17 protein-coding genes and 4 pseudogenes are annotated in these 21,889 nt (G+C 73.2%); 12 read left to right on the forward strand and 9 right to left on the reverse strand.

Annotated elements, in window-relative coordinates:
- Positions 1-179: 179 nt before the first annotated feature.
- A pseudogene (locus tag QUE47_RS01370) lies at positions 180-1,834 on the reverse strand (DHA2 family efflux MFS transporter permease subunit).
- 19 nt (positions 1,835-1,853) lie between these two features.
- Between QUE47_RS01370 and QUE47_RS01380 the strand changes: the two are divergent.
- From QUE47_RS01380 to nhaA, 5 genes and pseudogenes are all read left to right on the forward strand, one after another.
- On the forward strand, positions 1,854-2,558 hold the full coding sequence (locus tag QUE47_RS01380) for an amidase family protein (RefSeq protein ID WP_286218265.1): 705 nt from the start codon (positions 1,854-1,856) through the stop codon (positions 2,556-2,558).
- A 26-nt stretch (positions 2,559-2,584) separates the two neighbouring features.
- A complete protein-coding gene (locus tag QUE47_RS01385) occupies positions 2,585-3,349 on the forward strand; it encodes an amidase family protein (protein ID WP_286219342.1) in 765 nt (254 codons plus the stop codon).
- Between the two features lie 47 nt (positions 3,350-3,396).
- Positions 3,397-3,492 (forward strand): annotated as a pseudogene (locus tag QUE47_RS16385) (hypothetical protein); the annotation flags it as partial.
- Between the two features lie 125 nt (positions 3,493-3,617).
- Complete coding sequence (locus tag QUE47_RS01390) at positions 3,618-3,902, forward strand: hypothetical protein (protein ID WP_286218266.1); 285 nt, start codon at positions 3,618-3,620, stop codon at positions 3,900-3,902.
- A gap of 38 nt (positions 3,903-3,940) precedes the next feature.
- A complete protein-coding gene (gene nhaA, locus QUE47_RS01395; RefSeq protein WP_286218267.1) occupies positions 3,941-5,383 on the forward strand; it encodes a Na+/H+ antiporter NhaA in 1,443 nt (480 codons plus the stop codon).
- 39 nt (positions 5,384-5,422) lie between these two features.
- On the opposite strand, the gene QUE47_RS01400 is transcribed toward nhaA, so the two are convergent.
- Entirely contained in the window at positions 5,423-6,925 is a 1,503-nt protein-coding gene (locus QUE47_RS01400; RefSeq protein ID WP_286219343.1) for an XRE family transcriptional regulator, read from the reverse strand.
- 444 nt (positions 6,926-7,369) lie between these two features.
- Between QUE47_RS01400 and aceA the strand changes: the two genes are divergently transcribed.
- From aceA to QUE47_RS01415, 3 genes and pseudogenes are all read left to right on the forward strand, one after another.
- On the forward strand, positions 7,370-8,638 hold the full coding sequence (gene aceA, locus QUE47_RS01405) for an isocitrate lyase (RefSeq protein ID WP_286219344.1): 1,269 nt from the start codon (positions 7,370-7,372) through the stop codon (positions 8,636-8,638).
- Positions 8,639-8,855: 217 nt separating this feature from the next.
- A pseudogene (aceB, locus tag QUE47_RS01410) lies at positions 8,856-10,483 on the forward strand (malate synthase A).
- Between the two features lie 247 nt (positions 10,484-10,730).
- Positions 10,731-12,521, forward strand: coding sequence for a SulP family inorganic anion transporter (locus tag QUE47_RS01415; protein WP_286218268.1), 1,791 nt, complete (start codon positions 10,731-10,733; stop codon positions 12,519-12,521).
- Between the two features lie 175 nt (positions 12,522-12,696).
- Here QUE47_RS01415 and QUE47_RS01420 read toward each other — a convergent pair whose 3' ends face one another.
- The 3 genes and pseudogenes from QUE47_RS01420 to eda all read right to left on the reverse strand — a co-directional run bounded on the left by QUE47_RS01420 (position 12,697) and on the right by eda (position 15,677).
- Positions 12,697-13,695 (reverse strand): bile acid:sodium symporter family protein, encoded by a 999-nt coding sequence (locus QUE47_RS01420; protein WP_286218269.1) that lies wholly within the window; start codon positions 13,693-13,695, stop codon positions 12,697-12,699.
- Between the two features lie 220 nt (positions 13,696-13,915).
- A pseudogene (locus QUE47_RS01425) lies at positions 13,916-15,015 on the reverse strand (sugar kinase).
- Positions 15,012-15,677, reverse strand: a complete 666-nt coding sequence (gene eda, locus QUE47_RS01430; RefSeq protein WP_286218270.1) for a bifunctional 4-hydroxy-2-oxoglutarate aldolase/2-dehydro-3-deoxy-phosphogluconate aldolase — start codon at positions 15,675-15,677, stop codon at positions 15,012-15,014. The pseudogene QUE47_RS01425 and the gene eda overlap by 4 nt, the downstream one beginning before the upstream one ends.
- Before the next feature lie 72 nt (positions 15,678-15,749).
- Here eda and QUE47_RS01435 point away from each other — a divergent pair, with 72 nt between their 5' ends.
- Positions 15,750-16,583 carry an IclR family transcriptional regulator gene (locus QUE47_RS01435; RefSeq protein ID WP_286218271.1) on the forward strand — a complete coding sequence of 278 codons (834 nt, stop codon included), beginning with the start codon at positions 15,750-15,752 and terminating at the stop codon, positions 16,581-16,583.
- A 111-nt stretch (positions 16,584-16,694) separates the two neighbouring features.
- Positions 16,695-17,078, forward strand: coding sequence for a universal stress protein (locus tag QUE47_RS01440; RefSeq protein WP_286218272.1), 384 nt, complete (start codon positions 16,695-16,697; stop codon positions 17,076-17,078).
- Here the strand turns inward: QUE47_RS01440 and QUE47_RS01445 are convergent, their stop codons facing one another.
- Complete coding sequence (locus tag QUE47_RS01445) at positions 17,079-17,999, reverse strand: VOC family protein (protein WP_286218273.1); 921 nt, start codon at positions 17,997-17,999, stop codon at positions 17,079-17,081.
- A gap of 150 nt (positions 18,000-18,149) precedes the next feature.
- Here QUE47_RS01445 and moaA point away from each other — a divergent pair, with 150 nt between their 5' ends.
- Both moaA and QUE47_RS01455 read left to right on the forward strand, forming a co-directional pair.
- Positions 18,150-19,229, forward strand: coding sequence for a GTP 3',8-cyclase MoaA (gene moaA / locus QUE47_RS01450; protein WP_286218274.1), 1,080 nt, complete (start codon positions 18,150-18,152; stop codon positions 19,227-19,229).
- A gap of 84 nt (positions 19,230-19,313) precedes the next feature.
- Positions 19,314-20,024 (forward strand): vitamin K epoxide reductase family protein, encoded by a 711-nt coding sequence (locus QUE47_RS01455; protein WP_286218276.1) that lies wholly within the window; start codon positions 19,314-19,316, stop codon positions 20,022-20,024.
- A gap of 10 nt (positions 20,025-20,034) precedes the next feature.
- Here the strand turns inward: QUE47_RS01455 and QUE47_RS01460 are convergent, their stop codons facing one another.
- The 3 genes from QUE47_RS01460 to QUE47_RS01470 all read right to left on the reverse strand — a co-directional run bounded on the left by QUE47_RS01460 (position 20,035) and on the right by QUE47_RS01470 (position 21,766).
- Positions 20,035-20,424 carry a molybdenum cofactor biosynthesis protein MoaE gene (locus tag QUE47_RS01460; RefSeq protein WP_286219345.1) on the reverse strand — a complete coding sequence of 130 codons (390 nt, stop codon included), beginning with the start codon at positions 20,422-20,424 and terminating at the stop codon, positions 20,035-20,037.
- A 98-nt stretch (positions 20,425-20,522) separates the two neighbouring features.
- Positions 20,523-20,609 (reverse strand): hypothetical protein, encoded by an 87-nt coding sequence (locus QUE47_RS01465; protein WP_286219346.1) that lies wholly within the window; start codon positions 20,607-20,609, stop codon positions 20,523-20,525.
- Positions 20,588-21,766 carry a molybdopterin molybdotransferase MoeA gene (locus QUE47_RS01470; RefSeq protein ID WP_286218278.1) on the reverse strand — a complete coding sequence of 393 codons (1,179 nt, stop codon included), beginning with the start codon at positions 21,764-21,766 and terminating at the stop codon, positions 20,588-20,590. Before QUE47_RS01470 ends, QUE47_RS01465 begins: the two co-directional genes overlap by 22 nt.
- Positions 21,767-21,889: the final 123 nt, after the last annotated feature.

A 21,889-nucleotide genomic window follows, 5' to 3' on the forward strand; every position in this document is an offset into this window, starting at 1 on the left:
GTGGGTCGGTCGGCCGGCCCGGTCGTTCGGGCCGGTACCGGCCCTCCCGAGCGGAGCTGGAACTCCATGGGTTGGCCTCCCGGAGGACGACGAGTGTCGTCCGTCACATCGAAAACTACGCCCGTGTCATTCGCCCGGCCACCCCGGCGCCGGTGTTTCGCGAAGTTGTTACGCAGCGTTCACCGGGGCGTCAGCAGTCGTCTCCGCGTGCTGCTCCGGCGACATCGAGACGGCGCACACGAACCCGACCACGAGGACCGCCGCGGCGACGAGCAGCGTCTGCCCCGCGGCGTCCGCGAATCCCTGGTGGAACGCGGCCGTGGCCGCCTGCCCGACCTGCGCCGCGACGTCGTCCGGCACCCCGGACGGGAGCTCGATGCTCCCCATGCTGGTCGTGGCCGCGTCGCCGCCGATGGTCGCGAAACCGTCGACAAACGGGCCGCGGAGCTGCTCGGGCAGCGTCCCCGCCACCTCCCGCGCGGCGGCGGGGAGCTCGACCGACAGCCGCGACGAGAGCGTCGCGACGATCGCGGCGGACCCGAGGACTCCCCGACCTGCCGGAACGTGTTGAACGCCCCGGCCCCCGCCCCGGCGGTGCGGTGGTCCAGGCCCGACGTCGCGAGGTTGGACAGCGGCGAGAAGACGCAGCCGGTCCCGAGCCCGAACAGCACCATCGGCCACACGAACACCCAGGCCGAGACGTCGGGCGCGATGATCAGGTCGAGCCACACGACCGCGCCGGCGATCGCCGCGAACCCGAAAGCCACGACCCACTTCGCAGGCACCCGGTCCGAGAGCCGACCCGCGAAGGGCGCGACGACCCCGGAGACGAGCGAGCTCGGCAGGTTGATCAGGGCCGCCTGGATCGGCGTGAGGCCGAGGATCGACTGCAGGAAGATCGTCAGCGGGAAGAAGATCCCGATCATCGCGAAGCTCACGGCCATGCCGTCGACGTTGGCGAGCGAGAAGTTGCGCGACCGGAACAGCCTCAGCGGGAGCAGCGCGCTGCTCCCGAGCCGGCGCTGCCACAGCGCGAAGCCGACGAGGAGCGCTGCGCCGGCCCCCACCACGCCCCAGACCGAGAACGGTCCCCAGATGTGACCCCAGTCGAACGTCTCGCCCTCCTGGATCCCGAAGATCAGCAGACCGAGACCGGCCACGGACAGGACGACGCCCAGGCCGTCGAGCCGCGCCGTCTGGCTGGACCGCAGCGCGGGCAGCCGGGTGACGGACAGCCACAGCGCCACGACCCCGACCGGGATGTTGACGTAGAAGATCCACTCCCACCCGAGGGTCTCGACGAACACGCCGCCCAGCAGCGGGCCCGCGATCGTCGCGACCCCCGCGGTGGCGCCCCAGAGGCCGAGCGCCGCCCCGCGCTGCCTCGGCGGGAAGACCCGCGTGATCATCGACATCGTCTGCGGGGTCATGAGCGCGGCGCCGACCCCTGGAGCGCGCGGAACGCGATCAGCCACCCGATCTCGGGCGCCGAGCCGATCTCGCCGGAGAAGCCGCACAGGAACGAGAAGACCGTGAAGACGACGAGGCCGGCGACGAAGACCGCCCGCGGGCCGTACCGGTCCCCGAGCCGCCCCGCGAAGAGCATCAGCGACGCGTAGGAGAGCAGGTAGGCGCTGTTCACCCAGCCGACCGAGACCAGGGTCGCGTCGAACGCGGACGTCAGGGTCGGGATCGCGATGTTCACGATCGTGGTGTCGACCATGATCATGAAGAACCCGAGGATCAGCGGCGGGAGGACGCTCCACGCGCTGCGTCCGTGCAGGTCGACGAGCGGGACCACGGACGCGCGTCCGGGCGCAGGCGTGGCGGTCATGGTCGCTAGTCTCGGGGGTATGCGCAGCTTCCGCCTGCCCGGGCCACCCGACGTGTCGGACCTCTCGGCGCTGGACCTCGCCGCCGCCGTCCGCTCCGGGGACCTGGGCCCCACCGAGGTCCTCGCCTCGACGCTCGAGGCGGTGCACGACCTCGGGCCCCGGCTCGGGGCCTTCGTCCCCGCCGCCCAGGACGCGGCCGAGGCGCTCGCCGTCGCCCAGGCGCGTGCGGCCGAGGACGCGCTGGTCGCCGCCCGACGCGACGGCTCGGTCGACGACCTGCCCCCGTTCCTCGGTGTCCCGCTGCCGATCAAGGACCTCTCGATGGTCGCCGGGGTCCCGCTCGCCGCGGGTTCCGCGGCGATGGCGGGGTTCGTCGCCCCGGTGGACGACGGCGTCGTCTCCCTCCTGCGCGAGGCCGGCACCCTCATGGTGGGCAAGACGGCGACGCCCGAGCTGGGCCTGCCCCCGTACACCGAGCCCGACACGGGCCCGCCCGCGCGCACGCCGTGGGACCTCGACCGGTCGGCCGGCGGGTCGAGCGGCGGCGCTGCCGCGGCGGTCTCCGCCAGGATCGTGCCGGCCGCCCACGGGAGCGACGGCGGGGGCTCCCTGCGGATCCCTGCGAGCGCCTGCGGGCTCGTGGGGCTCAAGCCGTCGCGCGGCCGGGTCTCCCCGGGCCGCACTCCGTCGACGGGGCCGGGCTCGCGACCCACGGCGTCCTGACCCGGACGGTCCGCGACACCGCGGCGCTGCTCGACGTCCTCGCGCGACCGTGGCCGGGCGACACCTTCACCCTGCCGCTGCCGGGGGACGTCGAGGCCGGCGCCACGTTCCTCGGCGCGTGCGAGCGGGAGGTCCGCGGCCTGCGCGTCGGGGTGCTCACGGACCCGGTCATCGTGGCCGACGCGCCCGTGCACGCGGTGTGCCTCGACGCGGTGGCGGAGGCGGTCGCGGCGCTCACCGGGTTCGGTCACGAGCTCTCGCAGGCACCGGTCCCGTTCCCCGCGGAGCGCTGGGACGCATTCGAGTCGCTGTGGGCGGCCGGCGCCCTCTCGGCGCCGGTCCCCGAGGAGGCGGAGCCGCTGCTCGTGCCGCTCACCCGGTGGCTGCGCGCCAAGGGACGCCACGCCAGCGGGTTGGACGTCGTCCGGGCCACCGGGGCCGTCCAGTCCCTGACCCGGGAGGTCGCCGTGGCCTGGGACGACCTGGACGTCGTGGTCAGCCCGACCCTCGCACAGCCGCCGGCGCCGATCGGGTCGATCCGCGACGACGAGGACCCGGCCGCCGACTTCCGCGCCCAGATGGCGTACACCCCCTGGACGAGCGTCGCGAACCTCACCGGGCGGCCGTCGATCAGCCTCCCGCTGGGGTGGCCGGAGATCGACGGGCGCGTCGTGCCGGTCGGCGTCATGCTCACGGGCCGGCTGGGCGCCGAGACCACGCTGCTGTCCGTCGCCGCGGCGCTCGAACGGGCCCTCCCGTGGGCCCACCGCCGACCGGAGGTGGGCGCGTGAACCGGGTGGCGCTGCTGCTGCGCGCGGTCAACGTGGGCGGGGCGAAGGTGACGTCGGCCCGGCTCCGCGAGGCTGCGGGCGTCGCGGGCCTCGACGACCCGAAGACCCTGCTCACCTCGGGGAACCTGGTGGTCGCTCCCGGCCCGTCGGGCGCGACGACGCCGGACGACGTCGCGCGCGTGCTGCAGGACGCCCTCGTCGACGCCGGGGGCCTCGGGTCGACGTCGTCGCCCGGTCCCACGACGAGCTCGCCGCGCTCGTCGACACCGTGCCGTTCCCCGAGGCCGCGCGGAACGACCCGTCGCACCTGCTGGTGCTCTTCCACCCGGGCCCCGCCGAGGTCCCCGACGGGCCGGTCGACGTCCGCGCCTGGGTGGGCGACGAGGGCTCCGAGCGCCTCGTCGCCGCAGGACCGCACTCGTTCGCCTGGTTCCCGGACGGCATCGGCGCCTCCAGGCTGACGACCCCGCGCCTGACCAAGGCGCTCGGCGTGTGGGGCACCGGTCGCAACTGGAACACCGTCCGGCGGCTGATCGAGCTCACCCGCGTGTGACCGGACGCACGGGAGAGCGGGCCACGACGAACCGTAGGATGGCCGAGGGAGTCGGGCACCCGGTGCGTCGGCCCCACCGAGGGCGGGACGCCGTCCGACATCGAGCTTCCAGGGAGATCAGTGAGCAACGAGCCGAGCACGAGCCCGAGCGACGAGGCGGAGGCGCCGAAGTACCCCTCCCCGGCGGTGACGGCGTCGGACCCGCGGTCGGCCGGGTCCGGGCACGGACCCGCAACTGGGTCACCCGCGAGACGATCGGTGGCGCCCTGCTCATCGGCGCTGCGATCATCGCCCTGGTCTGGGCGAACTCCCCGTGGCGGGACGCCTACTTCTCGCTGTCCGAGGTGACGGTCGGCCCCGAGTACATCGGCTCGTGGTACGCGCACCTGAACCTCAGCCTCGCCGACTGGGCCGCCGACGGGCTGCTGGCGATCTTCTTCTTCGTCGTGGGCGTGGAGCTCAAGCACGAGTTCGTCGCCGGGAGCCTGCGCAACCCGCGCGAGGCGGGCGTGCCGATGCTCGCCGCGGTGGGCGGCATGGCCCTCCCCGCCGCGGTCTTCGCCGTCGTCGTCCTGACCATGGGTGACACGACCGCGATCGACGGCTGGGCAATCCCGACGGCGACGGACATCGCGTTCGCCCTCGCGGTCCTCGCCGTGTTCGGACGCGGGCTCCCGACCGCGATCCGGACGTTCCTGCTGACGCTGGCGGTCGTCGACGACCTCCTCGCGATCATCATCATCGCGATCTTCTACACCGAGGAGATCCACTGGCTCTACCTCGGGCTGTCGGTGCTGGCCGTCGTCGTGTTCGGCTACTTCGCCCGCAGGAAGACGCCGCACCTGTGGATCCTGATCCCGCTCGGCGTCGTCGCCTGGGTCTTCATGCACTCCGCCGGCGTCCACGCCACGATCGCCGGCGTGCTGCTCGGCTTCATGATCCCCGCGGTGGCGATCCACGGCGAGCACCACCCCCGGACGCACCGCGTCGAGCACGAGTGGCGGCCCATCAGCGCCGGGTTCGCGCTGCCCGTCTTCGCGTTCTTCGCGGCCGGGATCTCCGTGGTCGACGCCGGCGGGTTCGGCGAGCTCGTCGTCCAGCCCGTGGCGATCGCGATCGTCGCCGGCCTGATCTTCGGCAAGCTCATCGGCGTCCTCGGCGTGACGGCCCTGCTCACGCGGTTCACGACGCTGCGGCTCGCCCCCGGCATCGGCGTGCGCGACCTGCTGCCCGTCGGGTTCCTCGCCGGGATCGGGTTCACGGTGTCCCTGCTCATCGCGGAGCTCTCGTTCCCGGGCGACAGCGAGCACACCGACGGCGCGAAGGTGGCGGTGCTCATCGCCTCGCTGCTCGCCGCGGTCCTGGCGGCGTTCTCGCTCCGCTCCGACGCTAAGCGGCAGCGCAGCGACGACATGAACCTGGACGGCAGGCCGGACGACATCCACGAGTTCATCGGTGACGACAAGGACGTCAAGCGCTGACCCGCGTCACTCTCTGACCGGCCCCGGGACGGGGACCGGTCAGGGAGTGTCGGACGGCGGGGCGTGCGTCTCGAGGAACCGGTAGACCTCCGTCTGGTCGACCCCGGGGAACGCACCGACGGGCATCGCGGCGAGCATGCTCGCGTGCGGGCGGGCGCTCGGCCAGGCGTGCCCGGCCCAGCGGTCCTCGAGCGGACCGGGCGGGCGGCGGCAGCACGACTCGTCGGGGCACCGGGACACCGCGCGCTCGGTGGTCTCGCGGCCCCGGAACCAGCGCGTGTGCGCGAACGGCACGCCCACGCTCACGGAGAAGTCGCCGTCGTCCGACCCCTCGACGCGGGACGTGCACCAGTACGTCCCTGACGACGTGTCGGTGTACTGGTAGTACGGCCGCAGGCGGTCCTCGACGCCGAACACGACCCGCGCCGTCCAGCTGCGGCACACGTACTGGCCCTCGATCGCGCCCAGCGGGTCGGCCGGGAACCGCACGCCGTCGTTCTCGTACGCCTTGTGGATCACCCCGGACTCGTGGATCTTCATGAAGTGCACCGGGATGCTCAGGTGCTGCGTGGCGAGGTTCGTGAACCGGTGCGCCGCGGTCTCGTAGGTGACCGAGTAGGCGTCGCGCAGGTCCTCGATCGAGAGCTCGCGCGCGTCCTTGGCCTCCCGGAGCGTGCGCACCGCCTCGCGCTCGGGCATCAGGAGTGCCGCCGAGAGGTAGTTCGACTCGACGCGCTGGCGCAGGAACTGCGCGTAGTCCTCGGGCTCCGCGTGCCCGAGGACGTGGCTCGCGAGCGCCTGCAGGAGCGCCGACCGGGACGTCGCCGAGGCGGACGGCAGGTACACGCGTCGGTGCCGCTGGTCGATCACGGACCGGGTCGAGTGCGGCAGGTCCTGGACGTAGTGGAGCGTGAAGCCGAGGTGCGCGGCGAGCTCCCCGGCGACGCGCTGGGACATCGGACCCTTCAGGTGGCCGACGCCCGCCAGCAGCTCGCCGGCCTTCGCCTCGAGCTCGGGGAAGTAGTTGTCCTGGGCCCGCATGGTGCGCCGCAGCTCGGCGTTCGCCCGGCGCGCCTCCTCCGGCGTCGCGGCCCGCTCGGTGTGCAGGCGCTCGATCTCCCGCTGCAGCGCGACGATCGTCTCGAGCGCGTCGCTCGGCAGCCCCTTGCCCACCCGGACGCCCGGGAGGGCGAGGGACGCGAAGAGCGGCCCCCGCTGGGCCCGCTCGAGCTCGATCTCCAACGCGTCGCGACGGGACGGCGGCTCCGGGGACAGCAGGTCCTCGACGCTCGCGTCGAGCGCCTGGGCGATCTGACGGAGCTGGCTGAACTTGGGTTCCCGCCGACCGTTCTCGATGGTCGACACCTGCGAGGGCGCGCGGCCGATCGCCGTCGCGAGCGCCTCGAGCGTCATGCCGCGGCGCGTGCGCAGATGGCGGATCCGGCGGCCGACGACGAGCGCGTCGGGCTCGTCGTCGAGCGCGATCCCGGCGATTCCCGGACGTTCCGGCGATCTTGCGGGCGGTGTGGTCGAGATGGCCATGACTGAGGGTGACACACGTCACTCCTTCTGAACAAGAGAAGAATCGACGAACTTCTGTCACAAGAGGTGTAGCGCGGGGGTTGCATACCGAAGGAGAGTCGTTGTGCGGCCACGCCGTGGAGGGGAACCGACCGGGCCCCTTCGACCGCACGACCCGCGGAACCGAACACCGCGCACAGGAGGCACCCCGTGACCACCCCGAAGATCGTCACCCGCCGCTCCGACTACGTGGCCCCGCGCCGCGGCGGCAGCACCGTCAACGACGGCGCGCGCGCCACGCGCACGGCAGCGAGCACGACGTCGGCTGCCACCTCCGGGTCCACGGTCCTGTCGGTCACCGAGACGGTCGACGAGCCGACCACCGGGCCGGGCCGGCACGAGACCGCGCCGCGCCCCCGCCCGGGCGACCAGACCCAGACCGCCGAGGAGCTCGAGCGCGACTGGATCACCGACCCGCGGTGGGCCGACGTGCGACGCGACTTCACGGCGTCCGACGTCATCTCGATCCGCGGCGGCGTGCGCGAGGAGCGCACGCTCGCCCGGCGCGGGGCCGAGCGGCTCTGGGAGCTCATCAACCGCGGGCAGGACGAGACCGGCGAGCCGCAGTGGGCCGCGGCCCTCGGCGCGCTCACCGGCAACCAGGCCGTGCAGCAGGTCCGCGCCGGGCTCGAGGCGATCTACCTCTCGGGCTGGCAGGTGGCCGCCGACGCCAACCTCTCCGGCCAGACCTACCCCGACCAGTCGCTGTACCCGGCGAACTCGGTGCCGGCCGTCGTCCGACGCATCAACAACGCCCTGCTGCGCGCCGGTCAGGTCGAGTTCGAGGAGGGGCGCGGCACCGAGGGCACCGGCGAGCGGCAGGACTGGATGGCCCCGATCGTGGCCGACGCCGAGGCCGGGTTCGGCGGGCCGCTCAACGCGTACGAGCTCATGCAGCAGATGATCGAGGCGGGCGCCGCGGGCGTGCACTGGGAGGACCAGCTCGCGTCGGAGAAGAAGTGCGGCCACCTCGGCGGCAAGGTGCTCGTCCCGACCGCGCAGCACGTGCGCACGCTCAACGCGGCGCGGCTCGCGGCAGACGTCTCCGGGGCGCCGTCGGTCATCATCGCCCGCACCGACTCGCTCGCGGCCGACCTCATCACGTCGGACGTCGACGAGCGCGACCAGCCGTTCCTGACCGGGGAGCGGACGACGGAGGGATTCTTCCGCACGACGCCTGGCGAGGAGGTCGTGGTCTCGCGGGCCCTCGCCTACGCCGAGTACGCCGACATGATCTGGGTCGAGACCGGCACGCCGGACCTGCCCCTCGCCCGCCGGGTCGCCGAGGCCGTGCACGCCCGGTACCCGGACAAGAAGCTCGCCTACAACTGCTCGCCGTCGTTCAACTGGAAGAAGCACCTCGACGACACCGAGATCGCGCGGTTCCAGCGCGAGCTCGCGAGCTACGGGTACACCTTCCAGTTCATCACCCTCGCGGGCTTCCACGCCCTCAACCACTCCATGTTCGAGCTCGCCCGCGGCTACAAGGACCGCGCGATGAGCGCCTACGTCGAGCTGCAGGAGGCCGAGTTCGCCTCCGAGCAGCACGGGTACACCGCCACCCGCCACCAGCGGGAGGTCGGCACCGGCTACTTCGACCGGGTCTCCACGGCCCTCAACCCGACCAGCGCCACCCTCGCGCTCGCCGGGTCGACCGAGACCGCGCAGTTCTAGCCCGCAGCACCGGGTCCCCGCGCCGCGCCGGCCCGTCCGTCGGACGGCCGGCGCGGGGACCATCCGGACTGCTCACGACAGCCCAGGCCAAGCACAGGAGACGATCATGACCACGCTCACCGAGCACCAGATCCCCGGGACGACCACACCCACCACCCGACCGGAGCCCGCCTCGTCGGGCGACCGGACGCCGTCCGACACCGACCGCGGCCCCGCGATGCGGGTCGAGGGGCGCCGCGGCGACCGCTACGGCGAGATCCTCACCCCCGAAGCCCTCGCGTTCCTCGCCGACCTGCACGAGGCGTTCGCCGGCCGGCGCCACGACCTGCTCGTCGCCCGCCAGCGCCGCCGCGCCGACATCGCCGGCGGGACCGACCCGGACTTCCTGGCGAGCACACGTCCCGTCCGGGACGACACGGGCTGGAGCGTGGCCGGGGCCGGCCCCGGGCTCGAGGACCGCCGCGTCGAGATCACCGGGCCGACCGACCCGAAGATGGCGATCAACGCCCTCAACTCCGGCGCCAAGGTGTGGCTCGCGGACGCCGAGGACGCGTCCTCCCCCACCTGGCGCAACGTGATCGAGGGCCAGCTCGCGCTGCACGACGCGATCCGCGGCACGCTCGCCTTCACGTCCGAGGCCGGCAAGGACTACGCGCTGCGCTCGTCGACGCTGACCGACCTGCCGACGATCGTGTTCCGCCCGCGCGGCTGGCACCTGGCCGAGAAGCACCTGCGGTACGTCGACCGGGCCGGGACGACGATGGCGGCGTCGGCGTCGCTCGTCGACGCCGGGCTGTACCTGTTCCACAACGCGACCGAGCTGATCGCGCGAGGGCGCGGGCCGTACCTCTACCTGCCCAAGCTCGAGGGACACCGCGAGGCGCGGCTGTGGAACGACATCTTCTGCTGGGTGCAGGCGCGGCTCGGCATCGAGCGCGGGACGATCCGGGCGACGGTGCTCGTCGAGACGCTGCCCGCGGCGTTCGAGATGGACGAGATCCTCTACGAGCTCCGCGAGCACTGCGCCGGTCTCAACGCGGGACGCTGGGACTACCTGTTCTCGATCATCAAGGCGTTCCGCACGCGGGGCGACTCCTACGTGCTGCCCGACCGCGACCAGCTCACCATGACCGTCCCGTTCATGCGGGCCTACACCGAGCTGCTCGTGCAGACCTGCCACAAGCGGGGCGCGCACGCGATCGGCGGGATGAGCGCGTTCATCCCGGACCGCCGCCGGCCCGACATCACCGCCACGGCGATGCAGAAGGTCCACGCGGACAAGCGTCGCGAGGCCGGCGACGGGTTCGACGGCACCTGGGTCGCGCACCCGGACCTGATCCCCGCCGCCCAGGAGGAGTTCGACGCCGTGCTCGGCGACCGACCGCACCAGGTCTCGCGGCAGCGGGACGACGTGACCGTGGGGCAGCACGAGCTGCTCGACATCGGGTCGGCGCGCCGCCAGGGGGCCACGGTCACCGCCGGGGGCTGCGCGCGAACATCTCCGTCGGCGTGCGGTACCTCGAGTCCTGGCTGCGGGGCGTGGGTGCGGCGGCGATCGACCACCTCATGGAGGACGCCGCCACGGCCGAGATCTCGCGGTCGCAGATCTGGCAGTGGATCGCTTCCGGGACCAGGACGGTCGGCGGCGTGCGGATCACGCGCGACCGGGTCGAGTCGCTGCTCGCGGAGATCGTGGACGACCTGCCCCGGCCGGAGGGGAACCGGGTGGAGGACGCCGCGGAGGTGTTCCGTCAGGTGGCGCTCGCCGAGGAGTTCCCGACCTTCCTGACGCTCGCCGCATACTCGCAGCACCTCGTGGGCTCGGCGGTCGACGAGCCGCGGTGACGTAGCCGACCCACTAACGCCACCGCCACCCTGGGCCGTGCCGGTAGATCCTTGCGGCCGAACCGGTGGTTGTCGCGGGCCGAACCGGTGGTTGTGCGCGATCCGGAGCTCGACATCGTGCACAGCCGCCGGTTCGGCGTGGGCGGGAGGCGGGCACCCCGTGGCGGGGCGCGACCCCGACCCCCGTGGGAAGGTAAGGCGGTGCACCTGCTGACGCACCGACGTCCGACACCCGCGACTCCGGGAGATGCTCGATGACCCGACCCCAGCCCGTGCGAGCCGTCGCGCGGTGGTGGCAGGGGTCCGCCCGGCGAAGGGGACGTTCTGGGGCTCGGCGAGCGCCGGCGTCCCCGGTGCGATCGGCGGCGTCCCCGACGGCATGGCCGCAGCGAGCCTCGTCGGCGTCAACCCCGTCCACGGCCTGTACGCGTCAGCAGTCGGGCGCATCGCCGGTGGACTGACTGCGGACTCGCGCCTCATGGTCGTGACGACCACCAGTGCCGCATCGCTCGCGGCCGGTTCGGCACTGGCGAGCGTCGCCACCGAGGACCGCACCGACGCCCTGATCCTCCTGACCATCCTCGCCGGCATCGCGATGCTGGCCGCCGGCCTCGTCGGCCTCGGTCGCCTCACCGGGTTCGTCTCGCACTCGGTGATGATGGGCTTCCTCACCGGAGTGGCCGTCAACATCGTCCTCGGCCAGCTCTCCGACCTCACCGGTGCCGAGGCCACCGGATCGGTCTCCGCCGCGCAGGCGTGGTCCGTCGTGACGTCGCCCCTGACCTGGGACCTCCCGACCCTGATCATCGGCGTGACCGCGGTCGCGCTGCTCGTGGGGCTCGCCCGGACGAAGCTGGCCCCGTTCGCGGCCGTCGCCGCGCTGCTCGTGACCGGGATCGCGGCCTGGGCGTTCAGCGCCACGAGCGTCGCGCTCGTCAGCGACAGCGGCGACATCCCCGTCGGGCTCCCGAAGCCCGCGATCCCCGACCTCGGCCTGCTCGACGTGAACCTGGTCGTCGGTGCCGTCGCGGTGGCCGTCATCGTGCTCGTGCAGGGTGCGGGCGTCGCGGAATCGGTGCCGAACCCCAGCGGGCGCCGGGCCGACTCCGACAAGAACTTCATGTCGCAGGGCATCGCGAACATCGCCGTCGGTTTCTTCCGCGGGATCCCGGTCGGCGGCTCCGTGGGTCAGACGGCGGTCAACACCGCCGCGGGGGCCCGTGACCGATGGGCGGCGATCATGTCGGGGGTGTGGATCCTCGTGGTCCTCGTCGCGCTCTCGACCCTCGTCGGGGCAGTGCCGAACGCGACGCTCGCGGCCGTCCTGATCGTCGCCTCGGTGGGCTCGATCCGGCCCGCCGCGCTCAGCGCCGCCTGGCGCGCGGGAGGCCAGTCCCAGATCGCCATGGCCACGACATTCGTGGCGACCCTCCTGCTGCCCGTGGCGGCCGCCGTCGGCATCGGCGTCGCGATGTCGATGCTGCTTCAGGTCGGTCGCGACTCGCGCGACCTGCGCATCGTGGAGCTCGTCGAGCTCGACGACGGCCACGTCCGCGAACAGCCTGCGCCGCGACTCCTGCGCAACGACACGGTGACGGTGCTCGACATCCACGGCAGCCTCTTCTACGCCGGGGCGCGGGCCCTCGAGGCCGCGCTCCCCGACCCGTCGTCGGCGACCGGGGCCGCCGTCGTGCTCCGGCTGCGCGGTCGGGTGAGCCTCGGGGCGACCGCCTTCTCGGTCCTGTCGACCTATGCCGACCGCCTGGGCGAGAGCGAAGGACGGCTCTTCGTCAGCGGCGTCGACCCGGCTCTCGCCGCGCGGTTCGACAGCGTCATCGACATCAAGCTGCACGAGCGGATCAAGGTGTTCCCCGCGAAGCCCGTCCTCGGCGAGTCGACGCACGAGGCCCGCCAGCACGCGCACGCCTGGCTCGTGCGGGCGGTCGAGACCCAGCCCGTCCCCGTCGATCGCGGGCACGGCAGCCCGATCGGTCGCCTCTGGGGCTGGATGCGGAAGCTGGGACGCCAGGACTCCTGACGGGCTGCCGTCAGGCAGCGAGCCGCAGCGCCATCGGCCCCGTCCGGCGGGTCGGCCGGCGGCTACGGCTCGCCGAACCGGCGGTTCTTGCGGGCCGAACCGGTGGTTGTGCGCGATGTCGCGCCCTGGATCGCGCACAACCGCCGGTTCGGCATAGGTGCGGGGGCCGGGGACCTCACGGGGTCGGGGACGGTTGGTGATCCAGGTCAGGGCGGTCAGCCAGCCGTCGCGCGATGATCGCGCAGACCACGAGCTGCAGCTGGTGGAACACGATCAGCGGCACCGCCACCGTGCCTGCGACGGCGACCGGGAACAGCACCGCCGCCATCGGCAGGCCCGTCGCGAGCGACTTCTTCGAGCCGCACATGAGCAGGGCGATGCGATCCTCGACGTCGAGGCGCAACGCGCGTCCGCCGAACCAGGTGGCACACAGCATGACGACGAGCATCACCGCGCTGATGACGAGCAGCGCCGCGACGCCCCACCCGGAGACCGCAGCCCACGCGCCCTCGGCGGAGGCTGCCGACACCGACGAGAAGACGATGAGCAGGATCGACCCGCGGTCGACGACGATCGTGATCCAGCGTCGCGCCCGGATCCAGGCCCCGACGAGCGGCTGGAGAAGCTGGCCGATCACGAACGGCAGCAGCAGGTGGAGCAGGACGTCCCCGATGCCGCCGAAGCCGACCGCGACGCCGTCGACCGAGAGCAGCCACAGGACGAGGAGCGGGGTCAGGACCATGCCCACCACGTTGGAGACCGTGGCCCCGCAGATCGCCCCGGCGACGTTGCCGCGCGCGACGCCAGTGAGCGCGACCGACGCCTGCACGGTCGACGGCAGGAGTGACACGTAGAGGATCCCGGTCGCCATCGGCGCCCCGACCAACGGCGTGACGGCGGCCGACACCGCGAGCCCGAGCAGCGGGAAGACGATCCACGTCGACGCGAGGATCCCGCCCTGGAGCCGGACGTTGCGCAGCCCGTCCCAGACGTCGCGGGTCGGGAGCCGCGCCCCGTAGACGAGGAAGAGGACGAAGACGGCGACGGTGGCCGTCCCGTCGACGGCGCCGCGCGCGGCGTCGGGCACCGGCACCACGAGACCGAGGACCAGCATCGTGAGGATGCCGACGACGAACGGGTCGACCCAGCGCCGCAACCACTGCACCGGAACCACGCCTCCTGCTGGGCTCGACGACCAGGACCTTGCACGGCCGCCGGTCCAGCGCGGCCACGGGAAGTCTAGGTCGCCCCGGGCCGAGGTCCGGGCGGCGTCCGCGCCCGCGTCCGCACCCGCTGACCGTCGCGCGCCCGCCCTCCCGCGAGCGACCCGCCGGATGCCGGAGCGCGACGGCGGCGGTTCCCGGCCACACCAGGAACCGCCGCCGCTTCGTGGATCAGCGCTGGACGCGCGCCGACCCGCCCCCTGCGAGCTTGGCCACCTCGGCGAGCGAGGCCGTCGAGGTGTCGCCCGGCGTCGTCATCGCGAGGGCACCGTGCGCCGCTCCGTACTCGACGGCCTCCTGGATCGTGTCGAGCTCCATAAGCCCGTACGCGAGGCCGGAGGCGAACGAGTCGCCCCCGCCGACGCGGTCGAGGATCTCGAGCCGCGGCCGGTGCGTCGCCTCGGCGAAGCCCTGGGTCCGCGACCAGGCGATGGCGCCCCAGTCGTTGACGGTGGCGGTGTGCACCCCGCGCAGCGTCGTGGCGATGACCTGGAAGTTCGGGAAGTCCTCGGCGGCCCGGCCGATCATCGCCCGGAAGGCACCTGTGTCGAGGTCGGTGAGGTTCTCGTCCACGCCCTCGACCTCGAAGCCGAGGCTCGCGGTGAAGTCCTCCTCGTTGCCGATCATCACGTCGACGTAGCGCGCGAGGCGGCGGTTGACCTCCTGCGCGCGCTCGACCCCGCCGATGCCCTGCCAGAGCGACGGCCGGTAGTTGAGGTCGTAGGACACGACGGTCCCGTGGCGCTGGGCGGCCGACATGGCCGCCTCCGCGACGTCGGCCGCGGACTCCGAGAGCGCAGCGAAGATGCCTCCCGTGTGGAGCCAGCGGACGCCGGAGCCGAACAGCGCGTCCCAGTCCACGTCCTCGGGCTGCATCTGCGAGATCGCGGTGTTGCCGCGGTCGCTGGCGCCGATCGCGCCGCGGACCCCGAACCCGCGCTCCGTGAAGTTGAGCCCGTTGCGGACCGACCGACCGATCCCGTCGTAGGGGACCCACCGCACGTGGGACGTGTCGAGCCCGCCGGTGAGCATGAGGTCCTCGACGAGCCTGCCCACCTCATTGTCCGCGAGGGCGGTGACCACCGCACCCCGGAGGCCGAAGCAGCGGCGCAGACCTCGGGCGACGTTGTACTCGCCCCCGCCCTCCCAGGCGGAGAACGTGCGGGCGGTGCGGATGCGCCGCTCCCCGGGTCGAGCCGCAGCATGACCTCGCCGAGGGCGACGACGTCGTAGCGCGCGTCGGCGGCGGGCTTGACCTGGATCGCGCTCATCGCCCTGCCTCCGAACCGGTCGTGAGCCGCGCCGCGACGGCGACCGCCTCGCGGCTCCGCTCGGCGATCTCGTCCCACCGCTCGCCCTGGATGAGCGCACGGTCGACCATCCAGGAACCACCGACGGCGACCACGGCGTCGAGCGCCAGATAGTCACCCATGTTCGCCGCGGAGACTCCGCCGGTCGGGAGGAAGGAGAGCCCCGGGAACGGCGCCGAGAGCGCCTTGACCGTGGGCGCGCCGCCCAGGGTCCCCGCGGGGAACAGCTTGACGGTGCCGAGACCGAGCTCGAGCGCCAGCATGATGTCGGACGGCGTGGCGACGCCCGGGATGATCGGCACCTCGCGCTCGCGGGCCCGCTCGACGACCGCGGCCGACAGCCCGGGCGACACGATGAACCTCGCGCCGGCCTCGACGACCTCGTCCACCTGGTCCGGGCGGACGACGGTGCCCGCACCGAGGAGGACGTCGGGGAAGTGCTCGGCGATCGCGGACATGGCCTCGACGGCACCCGGGACCCGCAGCGTGAGCTCGGCGACCGGGAGGTTGCCGCGCACCAGGGCCGCCGCGAGGTCGAGGCCCTGCTGGGCGCCACCGGCGACGACCACCGGGACCACCCTGGTCTTCGTGAGCGACGACATGAGCTCTTGATCTGGGGCCACGGTTGCCGATCCTCCATCGTTTCGTTATGGTGAACGCCTGTTGCGTCATTGCGAACACCTGGAGGTTACCCGATGCATGCGGAAGCCCGCAACGCCTCGCCCGCAGGCTCGACGTCTGACGCCGCCAGCCCGATCGGCAGCGTCGACAAGGCACTCCTCACGCTCGACTCGCTCGGCGCCGCCGGCCCGGACGGCCTGCCGCTCGCCGACCTCGCGACACGCCTCGGGGTGAACAAGTCGACGCTCCACAGGACTCTCGCGGCGCTGCGCCATCGCTCGTACGTGACCCAGCACGCGACGTCCGGCCGGTACCGGCTCGGACCGGCCGCTCTCGCGCTCGCCGTCCCGTATCTCGCCGACGAGAACCTGCCCGCGCTCCTGCACGACGCCCTCCGGGTCCTCAGCACCGAGGTCGACGAGCTCGTGCACCTGGGCGTCCTCGCCGGGGACGAGGTGATCTACCTGGACAAGGTCGAACCGACCCACGCCGTCCGCGTCTGGTCAGCCGTCGGGCGCCGCGTCCCGAGCCGGACCTCCGCGCTGGGACGGGCGCTGCTCGCATACTCGGGCGACGACGCGACGCCAGCCGCGAGCTCGGCCGCGGATCCGGCAGCGGAGCCCGCGGCCGACGGAGCACCTCCGTCCGCGGTCGAGCGCGCGCTCGCACTCGCGCTGGAGCGCGGCTGGGCCGAGGAGGTCGAGGAGAACGAGCCCGGCATCACCTGCGTCGCCGTCCCGATCCTGCGGTCCGGCAGGTCCGTCGCCGCCGTGAGCGTCAGCGCACCCGCCGAGCGCATGGCGGCGGAGCGCAGGGAGCAGATCGCGCACCAGGTGCACGCGGCCGTCGCACCGTGCCTCGCACCCCCGCTCTCACTGCCGCCGGTCCCGGCTCCGGCTCCGACCTGAGCCCACCTGCCGGACCGGACCGGCACAGGGTCAGGCAGAGGACCGCACTGCGACGGCACGTCCACGTTGTGAGAAGGTGACCGGAGTACCGACACGAGGAGAACTTCGACGATGAGCGTTCTGGTGGCCTACAACGACTCCCCGCAGGGTGCGGCCGCCCTGAAGCGCGCGGTCGAGGAGGCCGCGCGACGTTCGACCGGACTCAAGATCCTGAGCCTCGACCCGCAGGACGAGTCGTCCCCGCTACCGCCCGCCCTGGCCGAGGTCCTCGCGCCCGCCGACGACGGCGCCGCGACCCCGGAGGTGAGCTACCGCGACGACCACGACGACCCCGCGGACGCGATCCTCGACGCCGCCGACGACCCCGAGGTCCAGCTCGTCGTCATCGGCTCGCGCAAGCGCTCCCCGGTGAGCAAGTTCCTGCTCGGGTCGACGACCCAGCGCGTGCTCCTCGACACGTCGGCGCCGGTCCTCGTCGTCAAGGCCCAGGCCTGACTACCCGGCCGAGCCGACCTCGACGAGCGTCCGCCAGGGGTCCTCGAAGCGCAGGGTCGCCCCGTCGTGACGCGCGGCCACACCGCCCCGATCGAGCCGCTCCGCGAGCGCCGCGACGTCGTCCGCCGTCGGCACCCTGATCGACACCTGCCCGAGGCCGAGCGCCGCTGCGCGCGGCCCGGCGCCGCGGCTGTTCCAGCTGTTCATCGCCATGTGGTGGTGGTAGCCGCCGGCCGCCACGAACAGCGCGCCGGGGACCTGGGCGGTCTCCTCGAAGCCCAGGAGGCCCACGTAGAAGTCGCGGGCGACACCGACGTCACCCACCTGCAGGTGGACATGGCCGACCTCCGCCCCGTTCCGTCCTGACGTCGCGGGCGAGCCCGGCCCGGCCGGCTCCAGGTGCTCGTCGAGGTAGCGCATCGGGTCGAGCCGCACGGTGTCCATGTGCACGCGTCCGCCGGTCCACGTCCACGACCCGCGGGGTCGGTCCGTGTAGAGCTCGACGCCGTTGCCCTCGGGGTCGGTGAAGTAGAACGCCTCGGAGACGAGGTGGTCCGCGCTGCCCACGAAAGTCTGGGGCGCCCACCGGGCGAGCGAGGCCACCGCGGCCGCGAGCGCGCTCGGGCTCTCGAAGACGATCGCGGTGTGGAAGAGCCCGGCCTGCCCCGCGGGCGCTGTCGGGAGGTCGCTCTCGCGGCGCAGGACGACGACCGGGACACCGGCGCGACCGAGGACGACGGTCTCCGTACCGCGCGCGCAGGCACCCTCGGCGACGCCGCCGAGCAGGTCGCGGTCCGTGGCCGCCGCGGGGTCGATCTCCTCGAGCCCGACGCCGTCCCGGTAGTAGGCCGTGGTGGCGTCGAGGTCCCGCACGTGCAGGGTCACCGCGTCCATCGCCGTGCGTGCGTCCAGCAGGTCCATGTCGTCTGTGCTCCTCGCTCCGTGCCGATCAGCGGCACCCCGCATGTGGTTGACGGTTCAACGATCTGTCGGCAGCACGCATTCCCAGCCGGGCCGGACGGCCCGTGACACGCCCTCCCTGACCAGGGTCCCGCGGGTAGCATCGCGCAGGTGGCAGTCACCTTGGGCATCCCCACCGTGCACCCCGCACCGGGGCAGGCGCCGTCGACGGACGGTCGCCCGGACACCGATGCCCTGATCGACCGGTTCGGTCGCGTCGCGCGAGACCTGCGGATCTCGGTCACCGAGAAGTGCTCGCTGCGCTGCACGTACTGCATGCCGGCCGAGGGACTGCCTGCGATCGCGCGCGAAGACCTCCTGACGCCCGCCGAGATCGGCCGCCTCGCACGCATCGCCGCGGAGCGCTTCGGCGTCAGCGACGTGCGCCTGACCGGGGGCGAGCCGCTCGTCCGCAAGGAGATCGTCGAGATCGTCGCAGCGGTCCGCGCCGCCGCACCCGAGGCCTCCCTGTCGATGACGACGAACGCGATCAGCCTCGACACGAAGGTCGACGCACTCGTGGCCGCCGGGCTCGACCGCGTGAACATCTCCCTCGACAGCGTCGACCGCGACCACTTCGCCGAGCTCACCCGTCGCGACCGGCTCCCCGCCGTGCTCGCGGGGATCAGCGCGGCGCTCGCCGCGGGCCTGGCACCGGTCAAGCTCAATGCGGTCCTGATGCCCGAGACGCTGCGTGGCGCGCGCGACCTGCTCGCGTTCGCCGTCGAGCACGGCTGCCACCTGCGCTTCATCGAGCAGATGCCGCTCGACGCCGACAAGCAGTGGGCGCGGGACCGGATGGTCACGGCCACGACGCTCCTCGACGAGCTCGGCACCCGGTTCGCGCTCACGCCGGTCGGCCGGGACGACCCGTCGGCACCCGCCGAGGAGTGGCTCGTCGACGGCGGGCCGCAGACCGTCGGGATCATCGCCTCGGTCACGCGGTCGTTCTGCGGCGCGTGCGACCGCACCCGCCTCACCGCCGAGGGCACCGTCCGGTCGTGCCTGTTCGGCGACCAGGAGGTCGACCTGCGAGGCCTCCTGCGCGGAGGGTCGGACGACGACGCGATCGCCCGTACCTGGCAGGCGGCCATGTGGGCCAAGCCCTGGGCGCACGGCTTCGACGACGGCGCTCCCGACCCGGAGACCTTCGCCCCGACCGCGCGCAGCATGGGTGCCATCGGTGGATGACACCCGTGGCGCCCGTCGCGCTACGATCGACACCGCTCGTGCAGTTCTTCACGAACTAGATCTCATCAACCGACAGTCGAGGCCATGACCGACCACACGCCGCACCCCTCAGCGCAGGCCGACGCGGCCACCGAGGCCCCAGGCACCTCGGGGGACGACCGATCCGCGACGATCACCGCCGATCCCCCGGCACGACCGAGCGGGTTCTTCCACTCCCGCGCCTGGCTGTTCGGCGAGATGCTCGTCGGAGCGATCATCTCGCTCGTCGCCTCGTTCGTGCTGTCGATCGACGCGGTCGAGCTCGCCGCGAACCCCGACGCCGTGCTCTCCTGCGACATCAACGCCGTCGTCTCGTGCGGCACCGTGGGTCTCGCCTGGCAGGCCGAGCTGTTCGGCTTCCCTAACGCGTTCCTCGGGCTGATCTCGGAGTCCGTGGTCATCACCGTGGCGGTGCTCGGCCTGGCCGGGATGCGCTTCCCGCGGTGGTTCATGATCACCGCGCAGAGCGTCTACCTGCTCGGCCTGATCTTCGCGTACTGGCTCCTCTACCAGTCGATGTTCAACATCGGCGCACTGTGCCCGTGGTGCCTCTCGATCACTGCCGCGACCACGCTCGTCTTCCTGTCGATGCTCCACTGGAACATCCTCGAGGACCTGCTCCCGTGGCCGCGCAGGGCCCAGGCCGCGGCCATGACCCTCGTGCGCTCCGGCGGGTTCGGGATCCTCACCGCGCTCTGGTTCGTGGTCCTGTTCGGGGCGATCGTCGCCAAGTACGGGTCGGACCTCTTCGGCTGACGGTCAGCGCTCAGAGACCGACCCACTCGGAGTCGCCGTCGGTGAAGTGCTGCCGCTTCCAGATCGGGACCTCGGCCTTGATGCGCTCGACCAGCAGCGAGCACGCCTCGAAGGCCTCGCGGCGGTGGCCGGCCGACGCGCTCGCGACGAGCGCGACGTCGCCGACGGTGAGGGACCCGAACCGGTGGACCGCCGCCACGCGCAGCCCGGTCTCGGCGGCGACCGAGGCACAGCAACGCCGGATCACGGCGGTCGCGTCCGGGTGCGCCTCGTAGTCGAGCCCCGTCACGTCCTGCCCGCCGTCGACGTCGCGCACGACGCCGCGGAACGTCACGACCGCACCGCACTCGGGGGCTGCCACGGCCTCCTCGACAGCACGCGCCACCGCGTCGTCCAGCACGTCGGTGGTGACGCGCGAGACCTCACCGACCTCGCCCGCCCCGGCGTCCCGTGCTGTTCCGGCCTCCCCTGAGACCGTGCCCTCGCTCACGCCTTCGCTCACAGCGCCCACACCTCCACCTCGTCACCCGCAGACAGCCCGACCGCCTCGGCCGGCACGTCGATCAGCACGTCGGCCCGGGCCATCGAGGCCACGAGGTGCGAGCCCGCCCCCCGACCGCGCGGACCGTCCCCGCGGGTCCCAGGGCTCCTCGCAGGAACTGGCGTCGCCCGCCCGGGGACACGACGTCGTCCGCCAGCCGCCTCCGCTCCCGCCGCGCGCCGGCGCGACCGATATGGCCGGCCCCGGCCTCGACGATCTCGCGCAGGAACACGACGAACGAGACCTGGGCGCTGACCGGGTTGCCGGGGAACGTCAGCACGGGCGTGCCGCGGTAACGACCGAACCCCTGCGGGCCGCCGGGCTGCATCGCCACCGACCGGAACTCGACGTGCCCCGCCCCCGGGTCGAGCACCCCGGCGAGCACGTCCTTGACGACCTCGTAGGCGCCCTGGCTCACGCCGCCGGTCGTCACGACGAGGTCGGCGAGCACGGCGGCCTCGTCGAGGACCTCGCGCAGCGCCGCCGGGTCGTCGTCGCAGCGCGCGTCGAACGCCACCACCCCGCCCGCCTGCCGGACCGCGGCGACGAGCGCCGTCGAGTTCGCGTCGTACACCTGCCCGGGTGCCAGGTCCTGCCCGGGTTCGACGATCTCCGCGCCCGTCGAGAGGACGGCGACCCGCAGCGGGACGACGACGGGGACCGTGGCGACCCCGCACGCCGCGACGGCCGCGAGCTGGGCCGGGCCGAGCTCGGTCCCGGCGGGCAGGACGACGTCGCCCACCTGGACGTCCGAACCGGCGTCCCGCACGAACTGACCGGCCGTGACCGGCCGCAGGACCTGGACCGACTCGGGGCGCGCGCCCTGCTCGAAGCGCCCGACGTCCGTGTCCTCGACAGGGACCACCGCGTCGGCACCGTCGGGAACCGGGGCGCCGGTCATGATCCGGGCCGCGGCTCCCTCCGGGAGCGGGGCCGGGGCGCCCGCCCCGGCGGGGATCTCGGCGACGACCGGCACGGCCGGACGCGATGCGCCGGCGACGTCGGCCGCCCGGACGGCGAACCCGTCCATCTGCGAGTTGCGGAAGGCGGGCACCGCGACGGGAGCGACGACGTCCGCCCCGAGGACCCGGCCCAGCGCCTGGCCCAGCGGCAGGACCTCGACCGGCCGGGACGCGACCAGGGGCGCCAGCAGCGCCGCGACGTCGGCTCGGTGCTGCTGGACGGGGATGCGCGCGCTCATGCGCGTCGGCCGGGCGTCAGGTGTTCCACGGGCCCACGGTATCGCCGGACGCTGCCAGCGGTCGCGGAACAGGGCCGGACCAGGCAGCGTTGCACCGGCGTCGGCGCGACGTCAGGAGGGCGC

Source organism: Paraoerskovia sediminicola (assembly GCF_030296575.1).
Classification (GTDB): Bacteria; Actinomycetota; Actinomycetes; order Actinomycetales; family Cellulomonadaceae; genus Paraoerskovia; species Paraoerskovia sediminicola.